The organism is Stenotrophomonas sp. 109824_Sma, assembly GCF_056480025.1.
Map to the genome: position 1 here is coordinate 1,007,398 of NZ_CM151078.1, position 24,071 is coordinate 1,031,468.

A 24,071-nucleotide genomic window follows, 5' to 3' on the forward strand; every position below is an offset into this window, starting at 1 on the left:
CACAGCCGGACTGCACATCGGCTGGCCGATGGCAGACGCGCATTCTAGCGCAGGCAGGCCCATCGACGCCAGCTTCGCGCACTGAATCGGCTGTAACCCGTTGCCGGCGGCGGCGGCCGGGGGCTGCCCCCGTTGCTAGAATGCCGGCCAGGAGGAACGACCTCCCCCACATCGGGAATCAAAGACCAGGACGGCCTGGCCCTACCAAGAGGAGGGCCGTCATGGCCTGGATCTATCTGTTGTTCGCCGGCCTGCTGGAAATCGTCTGGGCCGTGTCCATGAAGCAGTCCGAAGGCTTCACCAAGCTCACTCCCACCGTGGTCACCATCATCGGCATGATCGCCAGCTTCTGGTTGCTGGCGGTGGCCATGCGCAGTCTGCCGCTGGGCACCGCCTATACGATCTGGACCGGCATCGGCGCGGTCGGGGCGTTCGTGGTTGGCATCGTGTTTCTCGGCGAGCAGGTCAGCCCGATGCGGATCGGTGCAGCGGTATTGATCGTTTCCGGCCTGGTGCTGATGAAACTCTCGAGCAGCTGAATCCATTTACTTATGGCGGGGAAGGGAATCTCCGCTTGCTGCAGGTATATGCATTTTCGGCAAAACCATTTTGTCCGCCGGTTTTATTTGACGTACGTCATAAAAATAACGAGCGTGATTCACATGCCGCTGGCGCCGCCGGTCGCACAGTGCCGCCATTCGTCAGGCGAAACCGGGGAGTTTTCGCCTTGACGGACACGCCGGCGCGCCCTTTCCAAGGGGCGTCGCGTGAAGATGTGAAGATTTTCAGGAGTTAATGCCGCCAGGCCTTGTTTCCGTGTCGGGAGCCGGGATGGGTCGCATCGTCTTCAAAAAAACTGCCCGCAGTGCCATCCGGTCTTTTCAGGGAGATTTACCGATGAACCGCATTTACCGTCTGGTTTTCAATCGCGCCCTCGGCGTAATGCAGGTTGCTTCGGAGGTCGCCCAGAATCCTGGCGGAAGTGCGGCTACCGCGAAGCGGCCACCGCGACTGCGGGCGCATCAGCTGGCGGTGGCACTGGCGGCCACGCTGGCCAGTGGATCGGCATTCGCGGCGTGCACGACACCGGGCCCGACCATCACCTGCACCGGAACCACCAACAATTTCGTCGACGCCACCAATGGTGTCCAGGTGACCGTGGCAGCTGGCGCGAACGTAGGAAGTACCGCTGGCCTGGGGAATTCGATGACGTTGAGCGGCAATGGCATCCAGCTCACCAACAACGGCACGATCGGCACCAATGTCGGCCTCTTTGCTGCCTCCGGCGCGGTGCTGGGCAATGCCAGTGGCCAGGCGATCAGCGTTACCAACAGCGCGACCGGCACGCTTCAGGGCTTCATTGATATTGGCTCCCTGCTGGGCGCGAATGGCCGCGCGCTGTCCGTGCAGAATGGCGCAGGCGGTGTCACCACGATCAACAATGCCGGCACCGTCAACATGAATTTCCTGCTGGGCGGGCTCGGCACGGCCGACGCGCCGGCCATCGTCAGCTACGGTGGCGCACAGACGGTCCTGAGCAACAGCGGCGGGATTACCGGGCGGGTCGGATTGGCCGGCTCGACGCTGGGCAACTCGGTCAACAACAGTGGCACGATCACCGGCAGTGTCTACCTCGGTGATTCAGCGCAGGGGAATACCTTTACCGCCGTGTCCGGGTCCAGTGTGGCGAACGGGGCCGGGGCCTCGGCGGGAATTGATGTACTGGGTGGTATTTCGGTTTCGCTCGCCGCCGCAGGCACGGTCAATGCCGGCGTGGGCGCCGGCGCCGCCAGCAACACGCTGGTGCTGCAGAACGTCGTCAGCGGTCCGGGGGCCGGTACCGGCGGTGCAGTGACCACGCTGGGCTGGAACCAGTACCTCAATTTCCAGAGGCTGACCGTCAACAGCGGCACGTGGAACCTGCAGGGCGCATGGGGCGGAACCGGGCCGACGACGCTCAACGATGGCCTGGTCAACTTCAACAATGCCGCTTCCTTCGGCACAGGGCTGTTCACCGCCAACGGCGGTGCCATCGCATCTTCCACGGCCGGTCTGAACCTGGCCAACGCTTTCAGCCTCGGTGGCAATCTGTCTCTGTCCGGAACCAATGCATTCGGTCTGGGCGGAGTGCTTTCAGGCGCTGGCGGGCTGACGGTCAACAACACCGGCATCGTTACTCTCGGCGGCGCAAACCTGTTCTCCGGCGGCGTCAACCTCAATGCCGGCGGGCTGGTACTGGGCAATGCCGGTGCACTGGGTAGCGGCAACCTGACCGTCGGTGGCAGCGCTTCGCTGGATACGACGGCGGGCTTCAGCCTGGGCAACAATCTGGTGATCAATGGCGGGGGCTCGTTGAACCTGCTGGGCAGCAATGCGTTGTCATTGAACGGTTCGATCTCCGGTGCCGGCAACCTGACCAAGAACGGTGCTGGCACGCTGACCTTGAACGGCGCCAATTCGCTGACCGGCAACTTCAACCTGGCCGGGGGCGCGTTGGCGCTGGGCGCGGGCGGCAGCCTGTCGCCCACCGGTGCGATCACGGTCGGCGTCGGCACCACCCTGGACCTGTCGGCAGCCGCCAACCAGACCATCGGTTCGCTGGCGGGCCTCGGCGGTTCGGTCAACCTGGGCAGCCACACGCTCACCCTCGCCGGGCTGGGCAATACCAGCTACAGCGGCACGTTCGCCGCAGGCACGGGTGGCCTGGTCAAGCTGGGCACCGGCGTGCAGACCTTGTCGGGCGTGAACAACCTCAGTGGCGGCGTAGCACTCAACGCCGGTGGCCTGCTGCTGGGCAATGCTGCCGCGCTGGGCAGCGGTGCGCTCTCGGTTGGCGGCAACACTACACTCGACGGCACTACGGCGCTGACGCTGACCAATGCAGTCAACCTCGGTTCGGGTGCCAGCCTGAATCTGCTCGGCAACCAGGCGCTGACGTTCAACGGCGTGATCGGTGGCACCGGCAGCCTGGTGAAGAGTGGGGCGAGCACGCTGACACTCAACGGTGCAAATACCTTTGGTGGTGGGCTGGCGCTCAATGCCGGTGGCCTGGTCCTGGGCAATGCCGGCGCGCTCGGAACCGGCGCGCTGAATGTCGGCGGTGCGACAACGCTCGATGCCAGCGCGGCGCTGAGCGTGGGCAATGGCATCAACCTCGGTGCAGGTGGCCTGCTGAATGTACTGGGCAGCAATGCGCTGACGCTGGGCGGCGCCATCGGTGGCACCGGCAGCCTGGTCAAGAACGGTGCCGCCACGCTGACGCTGGGGGGTGCGAATACCTTCACCGGCGGCCTGGCGATCAATGCCGGCAAGGTTGCGGTGGGCAGTGGCGGAAGCCTGGCGGCCGGCGGTGCGGTCAGCCTGGCCGGCGTTGGCGCGGACCTGGACATCTCGCTCGGCGGCAACCAGACCATCGGCGCGCTGTCCGGTATCGCCGGCAGCACGGTGACGCTGGGCAGCAGCACGCTCACCTTCGGTGATGCCACCAACCAGACGTTCGCGGGCGTGATCGGTGGTACCGGCGGCCTGGTCAAGCAGGGGACGGGCATCCAGACCCTGAGCGGCACCAACACCTTCAGCGGCGGCGTGAATCTGACGGCGGGCGGCCTGCTGCTGGGCAACAACAGTGCGATCGGCAGCGGGGCGTTGACGGTCAGCGGCAACAGTTCGCTCGATGGCAGCGCGGCATTGAACCTGGCCAATGGCATCAATCTGGGGGCGGCGTTGGCCTTGCCGGGCAGCCAGAACCTCACCTTGGGCGGCAACATCACCGGCACTGGCAGCCTGACCAAGAACGGTGCCTCGCTGCTGACCTTGAATGGCACCAACACCTTCAGCGGGGGAGTGAATCTCAACGCGGGCGGGGTGCTGCTTGGCAATGGCGGCGCGCTTGGCAGTGGTGCGCTGAACGTGAGCGGCAGTGCGTCGCTCGATGGTAGCGCGGCGCTGAACCTGGCCAATAATGTGACCCTGGGCAGTGGGGCCGTGTTGTCGCTGCCGGGTTCGCAGGCGATCACGCTCGGCGGGGTGGTTTCCGGTGCGGGCGGCCTGGTCAAGAACGGTGCCAGCACGCTCACGCTCAACGGTGCCAATGCATTCACCGGCGGCCTGGTGCTCAATGGCGGCGGCCTGACGCTGGGCAATGCCGGCGCGCTGGGAACCGGACTGCTTGCAGTCGGTGCAAACGCCACCCTCGACAGTTCGGTGGCGTTGAACCTGGGCAACGCCATCGATCTCGACACCGGTGCGCAGCTGAGCCTGGTGAGCAACCAGAACGTCGCGCTGGGCGGACTGATCACCGGCACCGGTGGCCTGGTCAAGACCGGTAGCGGCATTCTGTCATTGAACAACAGCAATACCTTCAGTGGTGGCCTTGCGTTGAACGCGGGCAGCGTGTCGGTCGGCGCCAACGGTGCGCTCGGCACGGGGGCGCTGAACATCGGCGGCAATGTTTCGCTGGATGCGGGAGCCGCGGTTTCGCTGGCCAATGCGGTGAACCTGGGCGCCAACACGCTGACCCTGCCGGGCAGCAACAACCTCACTCTGACCGGCGTGGTGGGAGGAGCCGGTGGCCTGATCAAGAATGGCGCCTCGACGCTGACGCTGTCCGGTGCGAATACCTTCCTGGGCGGTGCCACGGTCAATGCCGGCACGCTCGCGCTTGGCGCCGGTGGCAGCCTGGCCGCAACCGGTGCGGTGGACCTCGCCGGTGCCGGAGCGACGCTGGACATCTCCGCGGCCGGTGCCGGGCAGACCATTGGCGCGTTGAACGGCATCGCCGGCAGCCATGTGGCACTGGGCACGCAGACCCTCACTTTCGGTGGCGCCAGCAATGGCAGCTTTGCCGGTGTCATCGATGGCAGCGGTGGGCTGATCAAGCTCGGTGCTGGCGTGCAGACGCTGTCCGGTGCCAATACCTTCAGTGGCGGTGTCGCGCTTGATGCCGGTGGCCTGATCCTTGGAAATTCGGGGGCGCTGGGCACGGGCACGCTGGGCATCGGCGGCAACGTCAGCCTGGACGGAACGACGGCACTGACTCTGGCCAACGCCGTGAACTTCGGCGGGGGAACGCAGCTGACGCTGGAGGGCAGCAACGATCTCACCCTTGCAGGCGTGGTGTCCGGCAGCGGCAGCCTGATCAAGAACGGTACGGGTCTGCTGACGCTCAACAACACCAATACCTTCGGTGGCGGCCTGACCTTGAACGGTGGTGGCCTGGTGGTCGGCGCCGACGGAGCGCTGGGTTCCGGCACGCTGGCGGTGACGGCCAGCACCACGCTGGACGCGAGTGCTGCAGCGACGCTCGGCAATGCGGTCACGTTGGGCTCGGGTGTCGCACTGACATTGCCGGGCAGCAATGCGCTGACGTTGTCGGGTGTGATCGGTGGCAACGGCAGCCTGATCAAGAACGGCGCTACCACGCTGACGTTGTCCGGTGCCAACACCTACACCGGCGGTACCACCATCAATGCCGGCACGCTGACGCTGGGCACGGGCGGCAGCCTGGCCGCGGCGGGTGATGTCACGCTGGGCGCAGGCGCTGGCTTCGATATCTCCGGTGCCAGTGGCAGCCAGACCATCGGTGCACTCAATGGCGTGGGCGGAAGCACGCTGGCGCTGGGCGGAAATTCATTGACGTTCGGAACCGCCAGCAACGCCGCGTTCGATGGCGTGATCAGTGGTGGCGGCGGCCTGGTGAAAGTGGGCGCAGGCGTGCAGACGTTGTCAGGTGCCAACACGTTTGGCGGCGGCGTGACGCTCAATGCAGGCGGGCTGGTGCTCGGCAATGACGCGGCGCTGGGTACGGGTGCGTTGACCGTCGGCGGTGCCGCCACGCTGGACACCACCGGCCAGGCAACGCTGGCCAACAACATCGCCCTCAATGCCGGGCTGACCGTGCTCGGCAGCAATGCGCTGACACTCAACGGCGTCCTTTCCGGGGCTGGCAGCCTGACCAAGAATGGCGTCGCGACGCTGACCTTGAACGGGATCAATACCTACACCGGTGGCACCAACATCAACGCCGGCACGCTGGCGCTGGGTGCCGGTGCGAGCCTGGCGGCAAGCGGTACCGTGAACCTCGCCACCGGCGCCACGCTGGATCTGTCTGCCGGCAGCGGCACGCAGGTGTTCGGCACCCTGGTCGGCAACGGTACGGTGAACCTCGGTGCCAACTCGATCGAAGTCGGCGGTGCCACCAATGGCACGTTCAGTGGCTCGATCGCAGGCACCGGTGGCCTGACCAAGGTCGGTTCGGGCATCGAAACGCTGACCGGTACCAATACCTATACCGGCGGCACCTTCATCAACGCCGGCACGCTGGCGATTGGCCCGGGTGGCAGCCTGGCTGCGGACGGGGCGGTGACGCTCACTGCGGCGGGAACCGGCTTCGACATCTCGTCGTCCGGCGCCAGCCAGACGATTGGTTCGCTGGCCGGCGTGAGCGGCTCCACGGTCAGCCTGGGCGCGCAGTCGCTGATTCTCGGCGGCATCACCAACAGCGTGTTCGACGGTGCGATTTCCGGCACCGGTGGCCTGGTCAAGAATGGCGCCGGCATCCTCACGCTGGGTGGCGCCAATCTGTTCAGTGGTGGCGTTGCACTCAACGGCGGTGGCCTGGTGGTCGGCAACAACGCTGCGCTCGGCACCGGTACGCTGACGGTGGGCGGCAACGCGACCCTGGATGCATCGACAGGCGTCAATCTGGCTAACAACATCGGGCTTGCAGCGGGCGCCAACCTCGACCTGCTCGGCAGCCAGGCGCTGACGCTGGGTGGCGTGATTTCCGGTACCGGCGGCCTGGTCAAGGACGGTGCAGCCACCGTGACCCTGAGCGGTGCCAACACCTACACCGGTGGTACCACCATCAACAACGGCACGCTGGCGATCAGCGCCGGCGGCAGCCTGGCGTCGACCGGTGCGGTGAACCTGGCAGGTGCCGGTACCCTCGATATCTCTGCGGGCAACCAGACCATCGGTTCGCTGGCCGGCGTGGCCGGCAGCACGGTGGCACTCGGTGGCAGCACGCTGAGCCTGGGCGGCACGGTGGACAGCACCTTCAACGGCGCGATCAGCGGCAACGGTGGCCTGATCAAGAACGGCGCCGGCGTGCAGACGCTCAATGGCGCGAGCACCTTCAGTGGTGGGGTAACGCTCAATGCCGGTGGCCTGGTGGTCGGCAACAATGCTGCGCTGGGCACCGGCGCGGTCACGGTGGGGGGCAATGCCACGCTCGATTCGAACACGGCGGTGACGCTCGCCAACAACTTCATCCTCAACAATGGGTTGACTGTACTCGGCAGCAACAACCTCACCCTCAACGGCAGCCTGAGTGGCACCGGCAGCTTGACCAAGGAAGGTGCCGCAACGCTGACCTTGAACGGCATCAACACCTACACCGGTGGCACCAACATCAACGCCGGTACGTTGGCATTGGGCGCGGGCGCGAGCCTGCACGCCAGCGGCGTCGTCAACCTGGCTTCGGGGGCGACCTTCGACCTGTCGGCGGGCAGCGGCACGCAGCAGTTCGGCACCCTGATCGGAAACGGTACGGTGAACCTGGGCGCCAACACGCTGACGATCGGAGACGCCACCAACGGCACGTTCAGTGGTTCGGTGGCCGGCTCCGGCGGCCTGATCAAGGAAGGTTCGGGGACCCAGACGCTGACCGGCACCAACACCTTCACCGGGGGTACCACCATCAACGCCGGCACGCTGGCGATCGGCGCAGGCGGCAGCCTGGCGGCAACCGGCGCGGTGAACCTGGCCAATGCTGGTACCGCCTTCGACATCAGCGCGGGCGGCGCGCAGACGATCGGTTCACTGGCCGGCGTGGCTGGCTCGGCCGTGGCGCTGGGCACCAGCACGCTCACCCTCGGCGGCGTCGGCAATACGACGTTCGCCGGCACCATTGGTGGCACGGGTGGCCTGGTGAAGAACGGCGCGGGTGTGCAGACCCTGAGTGGCAGCAATACGTTCAGCGGCGGCGTGGCACTCAACGCCGGCGGCCTTGCCCTGGGCGACAACGCTGCACTGGGCACCGGCACGCTGACCGTGGGCGGCGACGCCAGCCTGGACGCCACCAGCGCGCTGACGCTGGCCAACACCGTGCAGTTGAGCAGCGGCACGCTGACCCTGGCGGGCAGCAATCCGCTGACGTTGAATGGTGCAATCAGCGGTGCCGGCGGCCTGCTCAAGGATGGCGCGGCAACGGTCACCCTGGGCGGTGCCAGCACCTACACCGGCACCACCACCATCAACAGCGGCACATTGGCGGTGGCGGCCGGTGGCAGCCTGTCCGGTGCCAGCACGGTCAACCTGACCGGTGCCGGTACGCTGGATATCAGCGCAGGTGGCAGCCAGAGCATCGGCGGCCTGGCGGGTGTGACCGGATCCAGCGTGGTGCTGGGCGGTGCAACCCTGACCACCGGCGGCAACAATGGCAGCACCGTCTTCGGCGGCGTGCTCAGTGGCACCGGCGGCCTGGTTCAGAGCGGTACCGGCACGCTGACCCTGAGCGGCGCCAACACCTATACCGGCGGCACCACCATCAATGGTGGCAGTACGCTGCAGATCGGCAACGGCGGCAGCACCGGTTCGGTGCTGGGCGACATCACCAACAATGGCAGCCTGGTCTACAACCTGGGCACGACGGCAACCGTGGGCGCGGTGGTCAGTGGCAGCGGCGGCCTGACCCAGGCCGGCAGCGGCACCCTGGTGCTGACCGGCAACAACACCTACACCGGCGGCACCACCATCAATGCCGGCGGCACGTTGCAGGTCGGCAACGGAGGTGCGACCGGTGCGATCGTTGGCGACATCACCAACAACGGCGCGCTGGTATCCAACCTGGCCGGCAACACCACGCTGGGCGGCACCATCAGCGGCGGTGGTGGCCTGACCCAGGCCGGCAGTGGCACGCTGACCCTGACCGGCAACAACACCTATACCGGTGGTACCACCATCAATGCCGGTGGCACGCTGCAGGTGGGCAATGGCGGTGCGACCGGCGCGATCACCGGCAATGTCGCCAACAACGGCAGCCTGGTCTTCGACGTCGCGGGCAACACCACCGTCGGCGGCGCGATCAGTGGCAGTGGTGGCCTGACCCAGGCCGGCAGCGGCGTGCTGACCCTGGTTGGCAACAACACCTACACCGGCGGCACCACCATCAATGCCGGCGGCACGCTGCAGGTGGGCAACGGCGGTGCGACCGGCTCCATTGCCGGTGACATCACCAACAATGGTGCGTTGATTTCCAACGTGGCCGGCAACACCGCGCTGGGCGGCACCATCAGCGGCAGTGGCGGCCTGACCCAGGCCGGCAGCGGTACGCTGCTGCTGACCGGCAACAACACCTACACCGGCGGTACCACCATCAATGCCGGCGGCACGCTGCAGCTGGGCAATGGCGGTGCGACGGGCTCGATCGTCGGCGATGTGACCAACAATGGCACGCTGCTGTCCAACGTGGCAGGCAACACCACGCTGGGCGGCACCATCAGCGGCAGTGGCGGCCTGACCCAGGCTGGCAGCGGCACGCTGACCCTGACCGGCAACAACACCTATACCGGCCCGACCACCGTCAACGCCGGTGGCACCCTGCAGGTCGGCAATGGCGGCGCCACCGGTGCGATCGGCGGCAGTGTGACCAACAACGGCAGCCTGGTATTCAACGTGGGGGGCAACACCACCGTCGGTGGTGCCATCAGCGGCAGCGGCGGTCTGACCCAGGCCGGCGCAGGTACCGTGACCCTGACCGGCAACAACACCTATACCGGCGGTACCACCATCAACGCCGGTGGCACGCTGCAGGTCGGCAATGGTGGCGCGAGCGGTGCGATCACCGGCAACGTCAGCAACAACGGCAGCCTGGTGTTCAACGTGGGTGGCAACACCACGGTGGGCGGCACCATCAGCGGCAGCGGCGGCCTGACCCAGACCGGCACCGGCACCGTGACCCTGACCGGCAACAACACCTACACCGGCGGCACCACCATCAATGCCGGTGGCACCGTGCAGGTCGGCAACGGTGGGGCCAGCGGCTCGATCACCGGCAACATCACCAACAATGGTGGCCTGGTGATCAACACCGGCGGCACCACCACGCTGGGCGGCAGCATCAGCGGCGGCGGCAGCATCGTGCAGGCCGGCCCGGGCACGCTGAACCTGGGTGGCAACAGTGGTGGCTTCAGCGGCACCGGCCAGGTCACCGGTGGTGGCCTGAATGTCACCGGCACCATCGGCGGCCAGTGGACCATCGGCAGCGGTACCACGCTGTCCGGCACCGGCACCATTGGTGGCACTGGCGGTGGCGTGACGGTGTCCAGTGGTGGCGTGCTGTCGCCGGGCAATGGCCCGGGCAACGGCAGCGGCGCAGGCAATGGCACCGGTACGATCACGGTGGGTGGCAACCTGACCCTGTCGCCGGGCAGCACGCTGGGTATCGACCTGGGTGCCAGTGGCAGCGACACGGTGCAGGTGGGGGGCAGCGCCAACGTGGGTGGCAGCACGGTGCAGGTGAACACTATTTCGCCGAGCACCAGCTACCAGCAGGGCCAGCAGTACACGGTGGTCAATGCTGGCGGTGGCGTGAGTGGGCAGTTCGCCTCGGCAACCTCGCCGTCGGCCTTCCTGACCATCACCCCGGTCTACACCGCCAACACCGCCAACCTGCAGATCGACGTGGCGCAGACGGCGGCGTTCACCACCGTGGCCAACACGCGCAACCAGTACAACACCGCCGCGGCGCTGGACAGCCTGCCGCAGAGTGGCGCGGCGCTGGGCCTGTACAACACGGTGCTGATGTATGACGCCGGCACTGCGCGCAGCGCGTTCGACCAGCTCTCCGGTGAAGTGCACGCGGCCAGCCGCGCGGTGCTGCTGTACGACAACTACCTGGAAGAGGGCATCCGCCAGCGCCTGGGCAGTGAGTTGCCGACCGTGCGTGGCGAGCGTGCCTCGGCCTGGTTGGCCGGCAGTGGCAAGGTGTTCAAGCAGGATGGCGATGGCAACGGTGATGAGATCCGTTCCAACCGCAATGCGGTGATGGCGGGCGTGGACTGGCAGCTGGGTGAACACGTGGTGCTGGGTGCAGCGGCCGGCAACGAACGGCTGGATACGCGCCTGTACGATCGCAGTTCGCGCGCCCGCCTGCGTGGCAACACGTTCGGCCTGTATGCACAGGGACAGTGGAACAACGGCTTTGCGGTCGGTGGCAGCGTGTCGCGCGGTGACTACCGCACGCGCACCACGCGTGAAGTGCCGCTGCTGGGCCAGACCCTGTACAGCCGCCAGGATTCGGATGTGACCATCGCGCAGGTGGAGGGCAGCTGGACCTGGACCCACGGCAGGACCCAGCTGCAGCCGTACGTGCAGTTCACCAAGCACTGGGTCGACAGTGATCGTGCGCTGGAGCAGGGTGGTAGTGCCGCGCTGGTGCTGGAAGGCGGCAAGGACACGCTCAACGTCAGCACGGTGGGCGTGCGGGGCCGCTGGGACGTGGGCAGCGGCGAGCGCTTCCCGGCGCAGCTGACCGTCGGCCTGGGCTGGCAGCATGCGTCGGGTGACACCGATGTGGCCAGCCGCAACCGCTTCGCGGTCGGTGGCGATGCCTTCGATGTCTACAGCGCGGTGATGGCACGCAACGCACTGGTCAGCCAGGTGGGTGTGGCGGTCGGCCTCGGTCGCAGCAGCCAGCTGTCGATGTTCGTGCAGGGCCAGCATGGTGATGGCCGCCGCGATGTGGGTGGGCAGATCAACCTGCGGGTAGGCTTCTAAGGGGAGCGGGCCAGCGGTAGATCCACGCGCTGCGTGGATCTACCGGTGCGGCGGGGAGACCTACCGCTCCATAGTGTCGGCACTGCGACCTCGTCGCTCAGTTCGCCGCATCCTGCGTGCGTCGACGCAACCCGGCGGGCGGGTCGAACAGGCTCGAGGGCACTTCATCGAAAGCGACCTGGGTAACCCGCAGGCCGCGCTCGGTACGCTGGTTGCCGGTGCGGCCACGGTAACCCAGCAGCAGGCCGGTGCGGGTATCGATCCACAACGTGCCGGAGGTGGTGCCATCAGGGCCGTGCGCGTTGTCATAGCGCCAGCCGGCAGCGAGGCGGCCCAGGATGAACTCGCCGGGTGCGGGTGAGCAGCGCCCGCCGATCGTCTGGCATGGGGCGGCGGGATCGTACCAGTAGGGACCACTGGCGTCGGCGACCGGCAGCGTGTAGTTGCCGCTTTCACTCACCAGCCATGCCCGGCCGCGCTGGCCCTGGGTGGTCAGCCATGCATCGGGTGCATTGTTGCCGCGGAAATCAATACGGATGGCAGGCCCGCGCAAACGGATCTCGACCTCGACCTCACCGCCAGGTGCGCTGGGGCCGAGCGGGCCGAGTCCGTAGGCGCGCGCCAGCAATCGCGCCTGTGGAGGTTCGCTTTCGGCAGCGTCCGTGGATTGCGCGGCGACGGCCCAGGTTGCTGCCATCAACAGGCTGGCCAGCAGCACCCGCATGTCAGCGCGCCAGGTTGTTGCTGTCATGCACGGGGCTCTGCATGCGGACGATCGCATAGGACTCGATCGGCATGCGGCGATGGCCGGTGATCGGGTCCTCGATCAGCATCGAGGCCGGGCGGAAACTGTCGCCTCCGCTGACCAGGTCCGAGAGCCCGGCGATCACCCGGTCGGCAAAGGGAACGATCAGGGGCATCGGATAGGTGACCTTGATCTTGAGGATGTTGGCGTCCTGCACGCTGACACGGCTGCTGCCGACGCGCGCATCGCGGAAGGCAAGGTTGTCGTTCGGCAATGCATAGCGCCCATCGAACTGGCGCTCGCGGAATTCGTTGTACGCCGCGCGGCTGGGCGAGATGACTTCGATCTTCGGCGACAGCAACGGGTTCTTCCACAGCAGGGCGACCTTGGCGCGGGCGGCGACGGCACCGGCGGCATCCGGTGAGGTCGCGTACAGGGGAGCCATCGCCATTTCCAGCGCGCTGCGCATCTCTGAATGACTGACGCCACTGATCGCACCGGCACGCGCGGCCTGCAGCGTGGCGAAATCCAGCAGCGACTTGGCGCGATAGATCAGGACGAACTGGAAGATGACCAGGATGAGGAAGATGAAGGCCGGAACCACGATGCAGAATTCAAGCAGCGACTGGCCACGCTGACGGCCGATGGATGTGCGGATGTGCTTCATTGCAGCGCCCTCGTGGATGGCGGTGCCTCAGGCGGGGAAGGGCACCATTGGAACGCCTCGCCCAGCGCCGGAGCGATATGCCTGAGGCTGTTCACCGGCATCTCCAGCGTGGAGTAGGCGCCGCGACACCAGGCGCCGCGCCAGGGGCGCACGGCCTCGCGCCAGCCAACGGCCCGTTGGTCGCGGTCCAGGAACAACAGGTCGAGCGGGTACCCCATCGCCAGCGTGTGCACGCTCGAGCAGGGCGTTATCAAGAGGCCCTGCCCAGGCTGCAATGGCGCGCGCAGCAGCAGGCCGCGCAGCCGCTGGTGCCAGCGATCGGCATGCCAGACGCAGCTGAGCAGTTGCTGGTGGTCGCGGATCAGGGCGCCGGTTCTCATGCGCGGGGCCTCACAGGATTCCCTGCTGCTTCATCTGCAGGAAGATGAAGTAGGCCAGGACGACGAAGATCAGCGGGAAGAAGAACAGCACCAGCGGAAGCATCATCTTCACCGGTGCTTCCAGCGCCAGCTTCTCGGCGCGGAGGAAGCGCTCTTCGCGGCGTTGCATGGCCTGCGAGCGCAGTGTGTCGCTGAGGCTGGCACCCACCCGGTCGGCCTGGATCAAGGCGCTGGTGAAGCTGGTCAACTGGGAGATGTCGGCGCGATCGGACATGCGCCGCAGTGCTTCGGCGCGCGGAAGGCCCGCACGCAGGTCACGCAGCATGCGCGAGAACTCCTGTGACAGCGGTCCAGGCGGCCCCTTGTCGACGGACTGCTCGATCGCACCGGTGATGTTCAGGCCCGCCTCGACGGCCATGGTGATGAAGTCGAGGAAGATGGGCAGGTCGCGGATCACGTGCTTGGAGCGCGCCTTGCGCCGTTCGCCCAGCCACAGCGTGGGATACATCCAGCCGAACGGTGCGCCGAACGCCAGGGCCATCAGCACGGAGCCGAATCCGAACCGGCCCAGCAGGATGATGGTGAGCAGCAGGAAGGTACTGGCCACGGCGGCGGAAACGATGCGTGCGCCATACAGTTCTTCCGGTGACAGCACGAAGTCCTGGCCGGCCGATTGCAGGCTGCGGTGCGCGCGCTCCAGCTGCGCCGAGGACAGGCGCGGCCCGGCCAGGCGCGTAGCGACCGTGATCAAGGGCCACAGGATGCGCAGCAGCAGCGGCAGCGGATCCTGGTAGTTGCGCTGGTCGACCTCGACCGACTGCACCAGTCCGCGCAGCGCGAATGCAAGCAGCCCAACAGCGGCAGCGGCAAGCAGTGCGACCAGGATGAGCAGGGCGTTCATATATCGATCGTCATGATTTTGCGGCACATGCGGTAGCCGAGGTATTCCAGTACCCCGATCAGGCCCATGACGCACCAGCCGATGAAGGTATGGAACATGGGATTCATCGTTTCCGGATAGAACAGCACGAGGAAGCCGACAAGACCGGCCGGGAGCATTGCCATGACGATGCCCTGCAGGCGCCCCTGCGCGGTGAGTGCCTTGACCTTGCCTTCCATGATGAGCTTGCGCCGCAGCGTTTCGGCGAGCGTGGACAGGCTTTCGGCGAGATTGCCACCGACCTCGCGCGAAATGCTGACGGCGGCCACGAACAGCTTCACGTCGGCGATGGGTACGCGGGCGGCGAAGTTGTCCAGCGCCTCCTCCGTGCGCACGCCCATGTGCTGCTCGCGCAGCACCAGTGCCAGCTCCTGGGCCAGCGGAGGCAGGCCGTCATGGGCCAGTGCCTCCAGCGCGGGATTGAAGCCGACGCCGGCCTTGAGGCTGCCGGCCAGCATCAGCAGCCCGTCGGGCAACTGCTGCTGGATCTGGTCGAGGCGGCGTTGCTTCAGCCACAGGTAGATCTTGCGGGGCGCTACGGCCAGCAGGATCAGGGCCAGGATCGGCAGCAGCAGGTTGCCGCCGGTGACGATCCACAGCAGCACGGGAATCGCCAGCAGCATCAGGACATTGGTCCTGAACAGCACGCGCGGATCGACGAACAGGAACATGTCGGCCAGATTGACCCGCGCCTGGTCCATGAAGTTGGCGCGGTAGCGGTCCATGAAGCCGGAGCTGGCACGCGCCAGCAGCAGTACCGAGCCTGTCACGCAGGCAAAACACAGCAGGGCGATCAGCAGGATGTCACTCATTCCGCCGTCCCCCGGTGCGGAAGATGTCCAGGTCAACCGCGACGCCGCGCTCGGCAAGCTCTTCATAGAACTCCGGCACTGCACCGGTCGCGACGAATTCGCCCACCACCTTGCCATCGCGTCCGGCACTGGAACGTGCCTTGAACAGGAATACATCCTGCAGCTGGATGGTGCCGCTTTCCATGCCGGTCAGCTCAGTGATGTGGCTGACCTTGCGCGAACCGCAGGGGAAGCGCTTCTGGTGCACGATCAGGTCCACCGCCGACGAGATCTGCTCGCGCACCACCGTCATCGGCAGTTCCATGCCGGACATCATGACCATCACTTCCAGGCGCGACAGCGCCTCGCGTGGATTGTTGGCATGGGCGGTGGTCAGCGATCCTTCGTGGCCGGTGTTCATGGCCTGCAGCATGTCCAGTGCTTCGCCGCCGCGGCACTCGCCGACCACGATGCGGTCCGGGCGCATGCGCAGCGCGTTGCGCACCAGGTCGCGGATGGAAATGTGGCCTTTGCCTTCCATGTTGGGAGGACGCGCTTCCAGGGCGACCAGGTTGGGCTGGACGAGCTTCAGTTCGGCCGCGTCCTCGATGGTGACGATGCGATCGGTATCGGGAATGAAGTTGGAAAGGATGTTGAGCAGGGTGGTCTTGCCGGAGCCGGTGCCGCCGGTAACGACGATGTTGCGCCGTTCGCGCACCGCAACGATCAGGAATTCCAGCATCGGCTGGCTGAGCGAGCCGAACGTGAGCAGGTCCTTTCCTTCCAGCTTGCGCTTGGCGAACTTTCGGATGCTGATGCTCGGGCCGCGCAGCGCCACCGGCGGAATGATGGCGTTGACGCGGGAGCCATCCTTCAGCCGCGCGTCGACCATCGGCGAGCTTTCGTCGATGCGACGACCGAGGGGCGTCACGATGCGTTCGATGGCCGACAACACCGCGCGGTCACTGGTGAAAACAATGGGGGACCGCTCGATCCTGCCGGCACGTTCAATGAAAATCTGGTCGTGCGCGTTGACCATGATTTCCGTCACCGTCGCATCGTCGATCAGGTCTTCCAGCGGGCCCAGGCCGATGGCCTCATCGAGCACTTCCTTGGCCAGCCTGCGCGGGTTGATCGTCTTGGGCAGCTCGGAGAACTCCCGTTGCATCACTTCATCGATCAGCTTGATGGTGGCGTTGCGCAGTGACTCATCGTCCATGCTGCGCACATCGAGCCGGCGCAGGTCCATCTGCTTGACCAGCGAGGCATGCAGCTTTGCACGATAGACGGCCATGTCCGGCGGCAGCTGCTCCGGTCGTGCCAACTGGCGTTCGCTGGATGGCTGCGCCGGCGCGGGCGTCGGTGCAGGCGTGGAGTCCACCGGCGCATCGTTGGCCGCGCCCGCATTGAAGCTGCCGGCATCGGCGGTGGGTTCGGCTGGAGGGTCGTCGTCCACCACCTGCAGCAGGTAGTCCCCGATCTGCACGCGGTCACGGCTGGTGAGTGGGCCACGGCTGCCTTTGACCTGTTCGCCATTCACCAGTACCGGCGAGCGGCCTCCCAGGCTCTCGATGAAGATGCCCTGGTCCTCGCGCTTCAGCGCCGCATGGCGTTGGGCGATGCTCCAACCCTGCAGCACCACCAGGTTGCCATCGCCACGGCCGATCCCGCATTCACGGTGCAGGCAGCGGACACGTCGCTGGTCGCGATTGGGTGTGTCGATGAGGATGTTGAACATGCGACGGCCCCGGTTACTGCACGAAATCTTTGTTCCGGCGCGGCATGGCCTGCTGGCCGCGCTCCTGGATCTGTCGCGCACGCTCCAGGCCATCGAGGTTTTCCTGCGAGCCCGGCGTCACCACGCGCGGAGTAACGAACATCACCAGCTCGGTACGGTTGCCACGGAAGCCATCGGAGCGGAACAGTTTTCCCAGGATCGGGATATCGCCCAGCAGCGGCAGGCGCTTGGCATCCTGCTGCGCGCTGGAGTCGATCAGTCCGGAAATGACGATGGTTTCCCCGGCGTGGACGTTGATTTCCGACTCGGTGCGGCGGGTGGTGAAGCCCGGAACGCCCTGCACGGTCACTGTCGGATCGACACGGCTGACCTCGGCCAGGATGCGGGTGGAGATGTCCTCGTTGAAGTTGACCAGTGGCTCGATGTCGAGCTTGATGCCGTATTCCTTGTAGTCGACGGTGACCTGGCCAAAGCCCTGCGGAACCGGGATCGGCACTTCGCCGCCAGCCAGGAACTTCGCCTGCCCACCGCTGCGCGCACTGAGTTGGGGCGAGGCCAGCAGGAACGCTTTGCCCTTGTTCATCATCAGGTTGATCGCCGAGCCGATCTGCGTGGCGATGCCAAAGAAGGCCTGGGTTCCCTGCAGCTTGTTCGGCAACAGCACGCCGTTGGCCGGGCTCTGCTCGGGGTTGATGCGGTAGTAGTTGTTGTTGGTGAAATCCTTGACGATGCCGGCCACCGGGCCGCGGATCACGTTGTCCCACTGGATGCCGAGTTCTTCCAGCGCATTGGTGTCGAACTCCATGATCTTCACGTCCATCTGCACCATCGGGCGCATGCCCACCGGGTCGGCGGTAGTGAAGTTCAACACCGTCGGGTAGATCTTCTGGATCGCATCGATGCGGCTGCCGATCCCCGGATTGATGTCCTGGCCGGTGATGACCACGCGGTCGGCGACGGCATGCACGTTTATCTTTTCCACATCGGCCAGCAGGGTGCGGATGGTTTCGGCCAGGCTGACCGCATCGTTCTCGGAGATGTCCACCTGCACCTGCAACTGCTTGCCGTTCTGCAGCCACAGGTGAACCGTGGTGGAGCCGGCCTTCATGCCCATCATGATCAGGTCACGTGGGCCGACGTTGGTGACTTCGAGCATCTCGCCACTACCGACGGCCACGCGCTTGAGCCCGCTGGGCAGCGTGTAGACCGCAGCCTGGCCGGCATAGATCCGGGCGCGGGTGGGCAGCGGCACCGCAGGCATGGCCGATGCGCTGGTGCGATAGGCGGGATCGGCAACCGGCGCCGGGAAGGCGCTCTGCCCGCCCGGTACCGGTGCATGGTTGGTGCTTGCCTGCGGCTGTGCCTGGACGGCGGGGCGCGGTGCGACCGTAATCGGCACCGGGGTCAGCTGGGTGCCAGTGGTCTGTGCCACGGCCAGCAGTGGTGCGGTGGCAACAGCGATGGCCGCGGTGGCGGCGATGAGGCTGCGGATTCCATTATTGCTGCGCATTCGTCGACCCTTTGCCCCCAATGATGAATTGCACGCCAGCACGACCCTGCGTGCCGTTGCCGAGCAGTTCCCTCTGCGTCATGCCACTGAGGCCGAACGCACCACGATCCTCCACCTGGCGAAGCATCACCCGCATCGAACCCGCCTTGGCAGCGACCGTGAGTCGCTGCGCCTGCGCCGGTGTCAGTTCCAGAGTGATGTTCGAATAGCCCTGCTGGTCTTCCGAGGCCGGCGTTTCACCGACGCGGTTGCCGGTTGCCAGTACGTTGATGTCCTCAAGCAGCGGCAGCACCCGGGCACCGGTTTGTTCCTGCTCGACGGTCAGCAGGATGTCGACGTGATCCCCGGGGGCGATCATGCCGGAGATCGAGTTCGTCTCGTCCACCTGGAGGGTGTAGCCCACGTTGCCCTTGGCGATCACGCGTGAGAACTGGTCGTACAGCGGTACCAGCGCACTGGCACCCAGCGGTGCACCTTCGCGGATCGGCGCGCGCAGCATGCGTCCGCTGTATTCGGACACGTTGTCGGGGGTGATCGCATCGGCAGGCGGCAGGTCGGCGGGGACTTCGCGCACTGCAAGGTCGGCAACGGTGACGATGCTGCCCGGTTCCATGTCGGTCTTGGGCACGGCCACCGGCACCATTTCCACCGGCGGTGCGGCACGTTCGTTCACCGCCTTCTGCACGTAGCGCACGGCGACCAGGGCCGCGAACAGGCCAAGGGCGAGGGCGATGATGATGAAGACGACGTTGCGGTTGGCTTTCAGCGGGAGCGCCTTCATACGACTCCCATCGACAGCATGTAGGTGAACCCCTGGTACGCCTTGCGCAGTGAAGCGATCAGCTCGAGCACGATGTTCGGTTCGGCGACCAGGACCAGGACACCGACGGAAGCGACCACGGCGTACTCGATCAGTGCGGCCCCGCGCTGGCGGCGTAGGGACGGTGGAATGCGTTTTCTCATGGCGGTGGTCTCAGTGCTGCGACTGGTTGACGACAATCGAGGTTCCCTGCTCGTGCCGGTTGAAGGTCATGGTCATTTCCTGGCTGCCCTTGCTGTAGCGGACAACGCACTGCAGCGCGATCATCGAACACCCTGCTGGGCCGGAACTGCGGCTCCAGCCATCCGCTGGGAGGCGGCTGGCGTAGAAGGCATCGGTCTGGAAGGGAGACAGCGTGCTTTCCATGGACAGGCTGCGCCCGGGCGTGTCCAGGTAGGTGATGTCATTGATCACCTGCGTTCCGGACGGTTTCGGGAAATCGGCGCCGGCCGCCGCATCGGGCTTGCGCTTGAGCAGGCGTGTAATGCCGATCTGTGACTGGCTGCCACTGCCCTTGGCCGATACCTCGATGGTCACGTAGTACTCGCCGTGTGCATGGCCGATCACGGTCTTGCCGCCGACCTCGTTGATCACGGTCTGCCCAGGCCATTCGCGGTTGTAGTAGCTGACGATGGACGACACCGGCAATGTGGACGTGAAGCGCGAGATGCGCATGGGCAGGCCGTTGTAGAGCATGTCCTTGGCCACCCACTCGCTCTCCGCACCCTCGGGCTCGGGAATGTCGGGCCAGGACGCGGCCAGCGCAGGCCAGGCGAACAGCAGCGCGGCCAGTGCCGCCAGGAGGTCAACGCGACGGCGCATAGGCAGGCAACTTGTCGACAGGCACCACGTCGGGTGCGATGTAACCGGGATCAAGCCTGCTCAGCGTCCCGATCATCGGGATGCCGGAGAGGCCGTCAAACGCCTTGGCGATGCCCGCCATGTGCTGGGACGGCACCAACGGCTTGACCTGCGCGATCACCGAGCGTGACGAGTTGACCTTGAGCCCGGAACCGGCGGCATTCCAGGGGTCGGCCAGCACCACATGGGTGGCCTGCAGCTTCAGGCCCAGCGAATCGAAGGGTTCCAGGTAGGCGGCAGCACTGCCATTGGCACTTTTCAGATCCTGCACATCCAACCGCAGCTGGGCCTGGGTCAGGCCGTTGCGGTTGGGCGGGAACGAACCGAACATCGAGGTCACATCGCCGATCTTCTTCATCATGCCGCCTGCCGACGTGCTGGTGTAGGAGACCAGGGCGAGGTCACCGCGCCGCACCAGCGGCTGGTTGGAGAAGGTGTTCATCAGTACGTCGCCGACGGCGGCATCGCGTGCGCCGGTCTGCGCCTGGCTGACGATGGGGTCGTTGGCACGCCCGAAGTAGCGGTCGACGGCGAGATCGCGCTGGCGTCCGCTGGCCGGCAACTTGTAGTCCGGCGATACGGTGGCTTCCCAGGCGATCGCGCGCGCGGCTTGCTGGGTGGCCTGGCGGGCGTGGATGTACTTGGCGAGGATCGGGATCAGCAGGAAGATCGGCACCAGCACGGCGCAGAGCACGGCGACTTCGGTGAGACTCTGGCCGCGCTGGCGACGCGCGCCGCGGATTGGGCGTTCCCTGTCCATGGCTACCTCAGCAGGTCATCGTTGGGAGGACGGTTCGCGCGGTACCTCGAGGTCGCCGCGTTCAAAGGGTTGGCCCACCGTCATGCGCTGCGTGGTCAGGCGGGTGCCATTGCCGTCCAGGGGTTCCTGCTCCAGGACAATGGCGTAGCGGCTCGGCCGGTAGTCGTTCAGCGCACCGGGAGTGAAGCCCCAGCTGGCGCCGGCCGACCACACGCACTGGCTGAATCGTCCGTTCTCGTCTTTCCACGCGTTGCACGGTTGGCCGGCGACTCTGCGGCTGCCCGCGCGCTGGAAGCCCGGCGAGGCGCTGCCTTCATCGGCTTCGGCGGCAAAGCGGGTGAGCCCGTCGCTGTCGGCAGGGGACTGGCTGCGCTCTCCCGTTGCCAGATCGACCTGCTCCACGCCGGAGGCGCTCTGGGTCTCCTGCAGGCCGGTGGTCTCCAGGCGGAACTGGCAGCTGGTCGACGGGCCATCGTTGAGCAGGCGCCACTCGCGGGTACGGAACACTTCCTCTTTGCTGGAAAGCCAGGCTTCGTAACGGACGGTCCCCAGGCGGGCGACGTCGGCGTCATCCAGCGCGCGGGTCGGCAGCCCGGCCGCCTGGCAGTCGCTCAGTGCCTGCTGGTAGCTGGTGCGTGCCGCATTGCGGCCATCCACCAGGGTCTCGGCAATCTGGTCAAGATGGATGCCGGGCATGTTTTTGGCAGCGGCCGGCTCACCGTTGTCCGCCGCGCTGCCACACCCGCTGATCAGCAGTGTGGCGATCGACAGGTGCAGGCGATTGAATACAGCAAACGTCATGGCATCAGGGCTCCGGCTGCCGCCAGGGCAGCCTTGGTGGTGGCATCGGTCTTGACCAGTCGCGCCTGCCAGTAGGGGCTGAACAGGTTTCCGGTTTCACGCTTGCGGTCATCGCGGCTGAACATGCGCAGCTGCACCGGACGGTCGAAGAACACCTGCGCGGAGGAAAGTGCGGCGATCTTGTTGTTGGCCATCTTGTCCGGCAGTTCCATCTGCGAGCCGGCCGGAGCGCCGATGCCGGCGCCGGAGGTGGTGCGCGCACTGGCGCCGGCGGTCTCGGCATAGATGGTGAAGACCGGGCCGACCTTGTCGCGGTCACGATCATTGTCTGCGTAGGGCTGCAGTGCCTGCCCGGCCTTGACATCGTGATAGTCGCGCAGGCCGTTGTAGCCGGTGAAGAAGGCCTTGCGATGCTGGCCGTTGGCGAAGCGCACGTTGGCATCCTGGCTGCGGTCGACAATCCACGCCGCGCCACGATTGCGGCGCACCGCTTCGCCATACGGGCGGTAGCGGCGACGGTCCCAGTCCGAGTACCAGCCGTTGCCGTTGCCGAAGCCATTGAGGAATCGCTGGTTGCGATAGCTTTCCACGGCCTGCGCGCCGCCCCAGCCGACCGGAATATCGATATCGGAAAGCGGCCAGGGCAGCGGAAGCTCGACGGCCATGGTGTCCAGCGCCGCCCATCGGTTGTAGTCGACCATGTCGGTGCCGCCGGACTGCACCAGGAAGCCGAGGAAATCATCGCTGCGGCTCTTGCTGAAGCCATCACGCGACTGCATCACCACATTGCGGAAGCGGTCGGCACCCTGGCGCTGCGTGGCCGAGCCACCGTTGGCGGTGCGGGGAATGCTGTAGCGCTGCAGCAGCCGGTTCTCGGCCGTGGCCAGTTGCGTGCCGAGCACCGCGGTTCCAATGGTGCCCAGCTGTGCCTGCGGTGAGTTCCGCTGCAGCACATCCTTGGCGATGGTGTAGCTGTCCAGCCGTGATACGCCTTCGATGACGAGCTGCACCGAGGCAGCGAACATCATGTTGAGCTTGTCGATGGCGATGATGGCCGCCTGCGCGACAGGCTGGAACGCCTGGCGGGTGGCCTTGAGGATGCGTTCGGCGACCTTGAAGGCGGTTGCCAGTGCCTTGAACACCACGCCGATGTAGGGAATGGCGGAGAGCACATCCAGCGTGGTGCGGATGACGATCGACGTGGTGTGCATCTGGTTCAGCCACGAATAGAGGCTGATCGTCTGTGCCACGGCCACTTCGTTGGCAACCCGGGCACGGTTCATGTAGGCCGCGTAGTTCAGTGCGCGTGCCTGCTGGATCGCAACGCTGTAGGCGGCTGCGTCCGCCGCGTTGACCAGCTCCACCTTCTTGTTCACCACCTGCCCCGTGTTGAACAGCAGGACAATCCCGATGCACAGAACCAGAATGAGTGCCAGCCCGAGAACCATTGCTTGGCCGGCGACCGTTCGGTGGCTGGAAACGCCCCGGGCCGCACGGCTTCGTGCCAAAGCCAATGCGCTGCGCATAACGAATTCCTGGGCCGGAGGCCATGGCTGCCCGTCGCGCGCCGCGTGCGGTGCGCGCAGGGAGATTATGCTGGGAGGGCCCTGGCGGCTTCATGCCGCCAGGGCTGGGGTATTACTTGTTCTTGTACGCGTCCATGCCCTTGGTCTTGTCAGCTTCCTGCTGGGCGCTGTTTGCCTGGTTCTTGGCGCGGTTGATCGACTGCGTTGCGCTCTGGCCGGACAGTTCTTTCGACATGCCTGCCACCTGGCTGCGAACCGTGCCTCCGAAGAAGGTGACGGCTCCGATCGCGGCGATGGCGATCAGCGCGGTGATGATGATGTACTCGGTCATGCCCTGACCGGCCTGCTTACGGGAAAAACGGATGTGACGACGGCTGCGTTCCATGTATTTCCTCCTTGATGGCAGGAATCCTCCCGGATGTGCGGGATATTCGGCGTGTCCGCTGGGGGATCCTGATTAATGGCAGGGCGAGGTAAAGACAGGAAGCTCACACCCTGGTTCGTCGAAAATTTGTCGCTCGTTCGAGAACGGGGCCAAGCCTATCGACAGAAAATTGACGATACAAGTCAGGTTTTTCCGATATGCAATGAAATATTTGAAAATGTGATGCGTATTGCAAATTAACAATTGTCTGCACATAAACGCGTCAATTTTGAGCTAGATGCGCCCATTTTCGTCAAAGAAATTAACATTCAACTGACACATTTATGTCACGCAGGTGGCTGGACATGTCGGAATTCTGGCGCGCCCGGT

At 65.7% G+C, this 24,071-nt stretch carries 16 protein-coding genes and 1 pseudogene; 2 read left to right on the top strand and 15 right to left on the bottom strand.

Annotated elements, in window-relative coordinates:
• Nucleotides 1-221: 221 nt before the first annotated feature.
• Nucleotides 222-539, top strand: a complete 318-nt coding sequence (locus ACZK1G_RS04680; RefSeq protein ID WP_010483859.1) for a DMT family transporter — start codon at nucleotides 222-224, stop codon at nucleotides 537-539.
• 358 nt (nucleotides 540-897) lie between these two features.
• A complete protein-coding gene (locus ACZK1G_RS04685) occupies nucleotides 898-11,778 on the top strand; it encodes an autotransporter-associated beta strand repeat-containing protein (RefSeq protein WP_101765002.1) in 10,881 nt (3,626 codons plus the stop codon).
• A 97-nt stretch (nucleotides 11,779-11,875) separates the two neighbouring features.
• Here the strand turns inward: ACZK1G_RS04685 and ACZK1G_RS04690 are convergent, their stop codons facing one another.
• From ACZK1G_RS04690 to ACZK1G_RS04760, 15 genes and pseudogenes are all read right to left on the bottom strand, one after another.
• Nucleotides 11,876-12,502: a hypothetical protein gene (locus ACZK1G_RS04690; RefSeq protein WP_049446654.1), complete on the bottom strand. Its 627-nt coding sequence runs from the start codon at nucleotides 12,500-12,502 to the stop codon at nucleotides 11,876-11,878.
• Between the two features lies 1 nt (nucleotide 12,503).
• Complete coding sequence (locus ACZK1G_RS04695; protein ID WP_101765003.1) at nucleotides 12,504-13,190, bottom strand: TadE/TadG family type IV pilus assembly protein; 687 nt, start codon at nucleotides 13,188-13,190, stop codon at nucleotides 12,504-12,506.
• Nucleotides 13,187-13,570: a DUF192 domain-containing protein gene (locus ACZK1G_RS04700; protein WP_053085946.1), complete on the bottom strand. Its 384-nt coding sequence runs from the start codon at nucleotides 13,568-13,570 to the stop codon at nucleotides 13,187-13,189. Before ACZK1G_RS04700 ends, ACZK1G_RS04695 begins: the two co-directional genes overlap by 4 nt.
• A 10-nt stretch (nucleotides 13,571-13,580) precedes the next feature.
• Nucleotides 13,581-14,471, bottom strand: a complete 891-nt coding sequence (locus ACZK1G_RS04705) for a type II secretion system F family protein (RefSeq protein ID WP_049446650.1) — start codon at nucleotides 14,469-14,471, stop codon at nucleotides 13,581-13,583.
• Complete coding sequence (locus ACZK1G_RS04710; RefSeq protein WP_014036167.1) at nucleotides 14,468-15,322, bottom strand: type II secretion system F family protein; 855 nt, start codon at nucleotides 15,320-15,322, stop codon at nucleotides 14,468-14,470. Before ACZK1G_RS04710 ends, ACZK1G_RS04705 begins: the two co-directional genes overlap by 4 nt.
• A complete protein-coding gene (locus ACZK1G_RS04715; RefSeq protein WP_080347544.1) occupies nucleotides 15,315-17,039 on the bottom strand; it encodes a TadA family conjugal transfer-associated ATPase in 1,725 nt (574 codons plus the stop codon). The genes ACZK1G_RS04710 and ACZK1G_RS04715 overlap by 8 nt, the downstream gene beginning before the upstream one ends.
• Before the next feature lie 13 nt (nucleotides 17,040-17,052).
• Nucleotides 17,053-18,549, bottom strand: coding sequence for a type II and III secretion system protein family protein (locus ACZK1G_RS04720; protein WP_049446648.1), 1,497 nt, complete (start codon nucleotides 18,547-18,549; stop codon nucleotides 17,053-17,055).
• Nucleotides 18,536-19,330 (bottom strand): Flp pilus assembly protein CpaB, encoded by a 795-nt coding sequence (gene cpaB, locus ACZK1G_RS04725; protein WP_014036170.1) that lies wholly within the window; start codon nucleotides 19,328-19,330, stop codon nucleotides 18,536-18,538. The genes ACZK1G_RS04720 and cpaB overlap by 14 nt, the downstream gene beginning before the upstream one ends.
• Nucleotides 19,327-19,512 carry a hypothetical protein gene (locus ACZK1G_RS04730; protein ID WP_014036171.1) on the bottom strand — a complete coding sequence of 62 codons (186 nt, stop codon included), beginning with the start codon at nucleotides 19,510-19,512 and terminating at the stop codon, nucleotides 19,327-19,329. Before ACZK1G_RS04730 ends, cpaB begins: the two co-directional genes overlap by 4 nt.
• Nucleotides 19,513-19,522: 10 nt before the next feature.
• Nucleotides 19,523-20,191, bottom strand: a complete 669-nt coding sequence (locus ACZK1G_RS04735; RefSeq protein ID WP_101765004.1) for a hypothetical protein — start codon at nucleotides 20,189-20,191, stop codon at nucleotides 19,523-19,525.
• Nucleotides 20,175-20,990 (bottom strand): TadE/TadG family type IV pilus assembly protein, encoded by an 816-nt coding sequence (locus ACZK1G_RS04740; RefSeq protein ID WP_049446643.1) that lies wholly within the window; start codon nucleotides 20,988-20,990, stop codon nucleotides 20,175-20,177. Before ACZK1G_RS04740 ends, ACZK1G_RS04735 begins: the two co-directional genes overlap by 17 nt.
• Nucleotides 20,991-21,005: 15 nt before the next feature.
• Nucleotides 21,006-21,791 (bottom strand): hypothetical protein, encoded by a 786-nt coding sequence (locus ACZK1G_RS04745; RefSeq protein ID WP_101765005.1) that lies wholly within the window; start codon nucleotides 21,789-21,791, stop codon nucleotides 21,006-21,008.
• The gene (locus ACZK1G_RS04750; protein ID WP_233490837.1) at nucleotides 21,788-23,167 is read right to left on the bottom strand and encodes a hypothetical protein; all 1,380 of its coding nucleotides are present in this window, start codon (nucleotides 23,165-23,167) and stop codon (nucleotides 21,788-21,790) included. Before ACZK1G_RS04750 ends, ACZK1G_RS04745 begins: the two co-directional genes overlap by 4 nt.
• 3 nt (nucleotides 23,168-23,170) lie before the next feature.
• Nucleotides 23,171-23,317 (bottom strand): annotated as a pseudogene (locus tag ACZK1G_RS04755) (hypothetical protein); the annotation flags it as partial.
• 112 nt (nucleotides 23,318-23,429) lie between these two features.
• Complete coding sequence (locus ACZK1G_RS04760) at nucleotides 23,430-23,702, bottom strand: hypothetical protein (RefSeq protein WP_014036176.1); 273 nt, start codon at nucleotides 23,700-23,702, stop codon at nucleotides 23,430-23,432.
• Nucleotides 23,703-24,071: the final 369 nt, after the last annotated feature.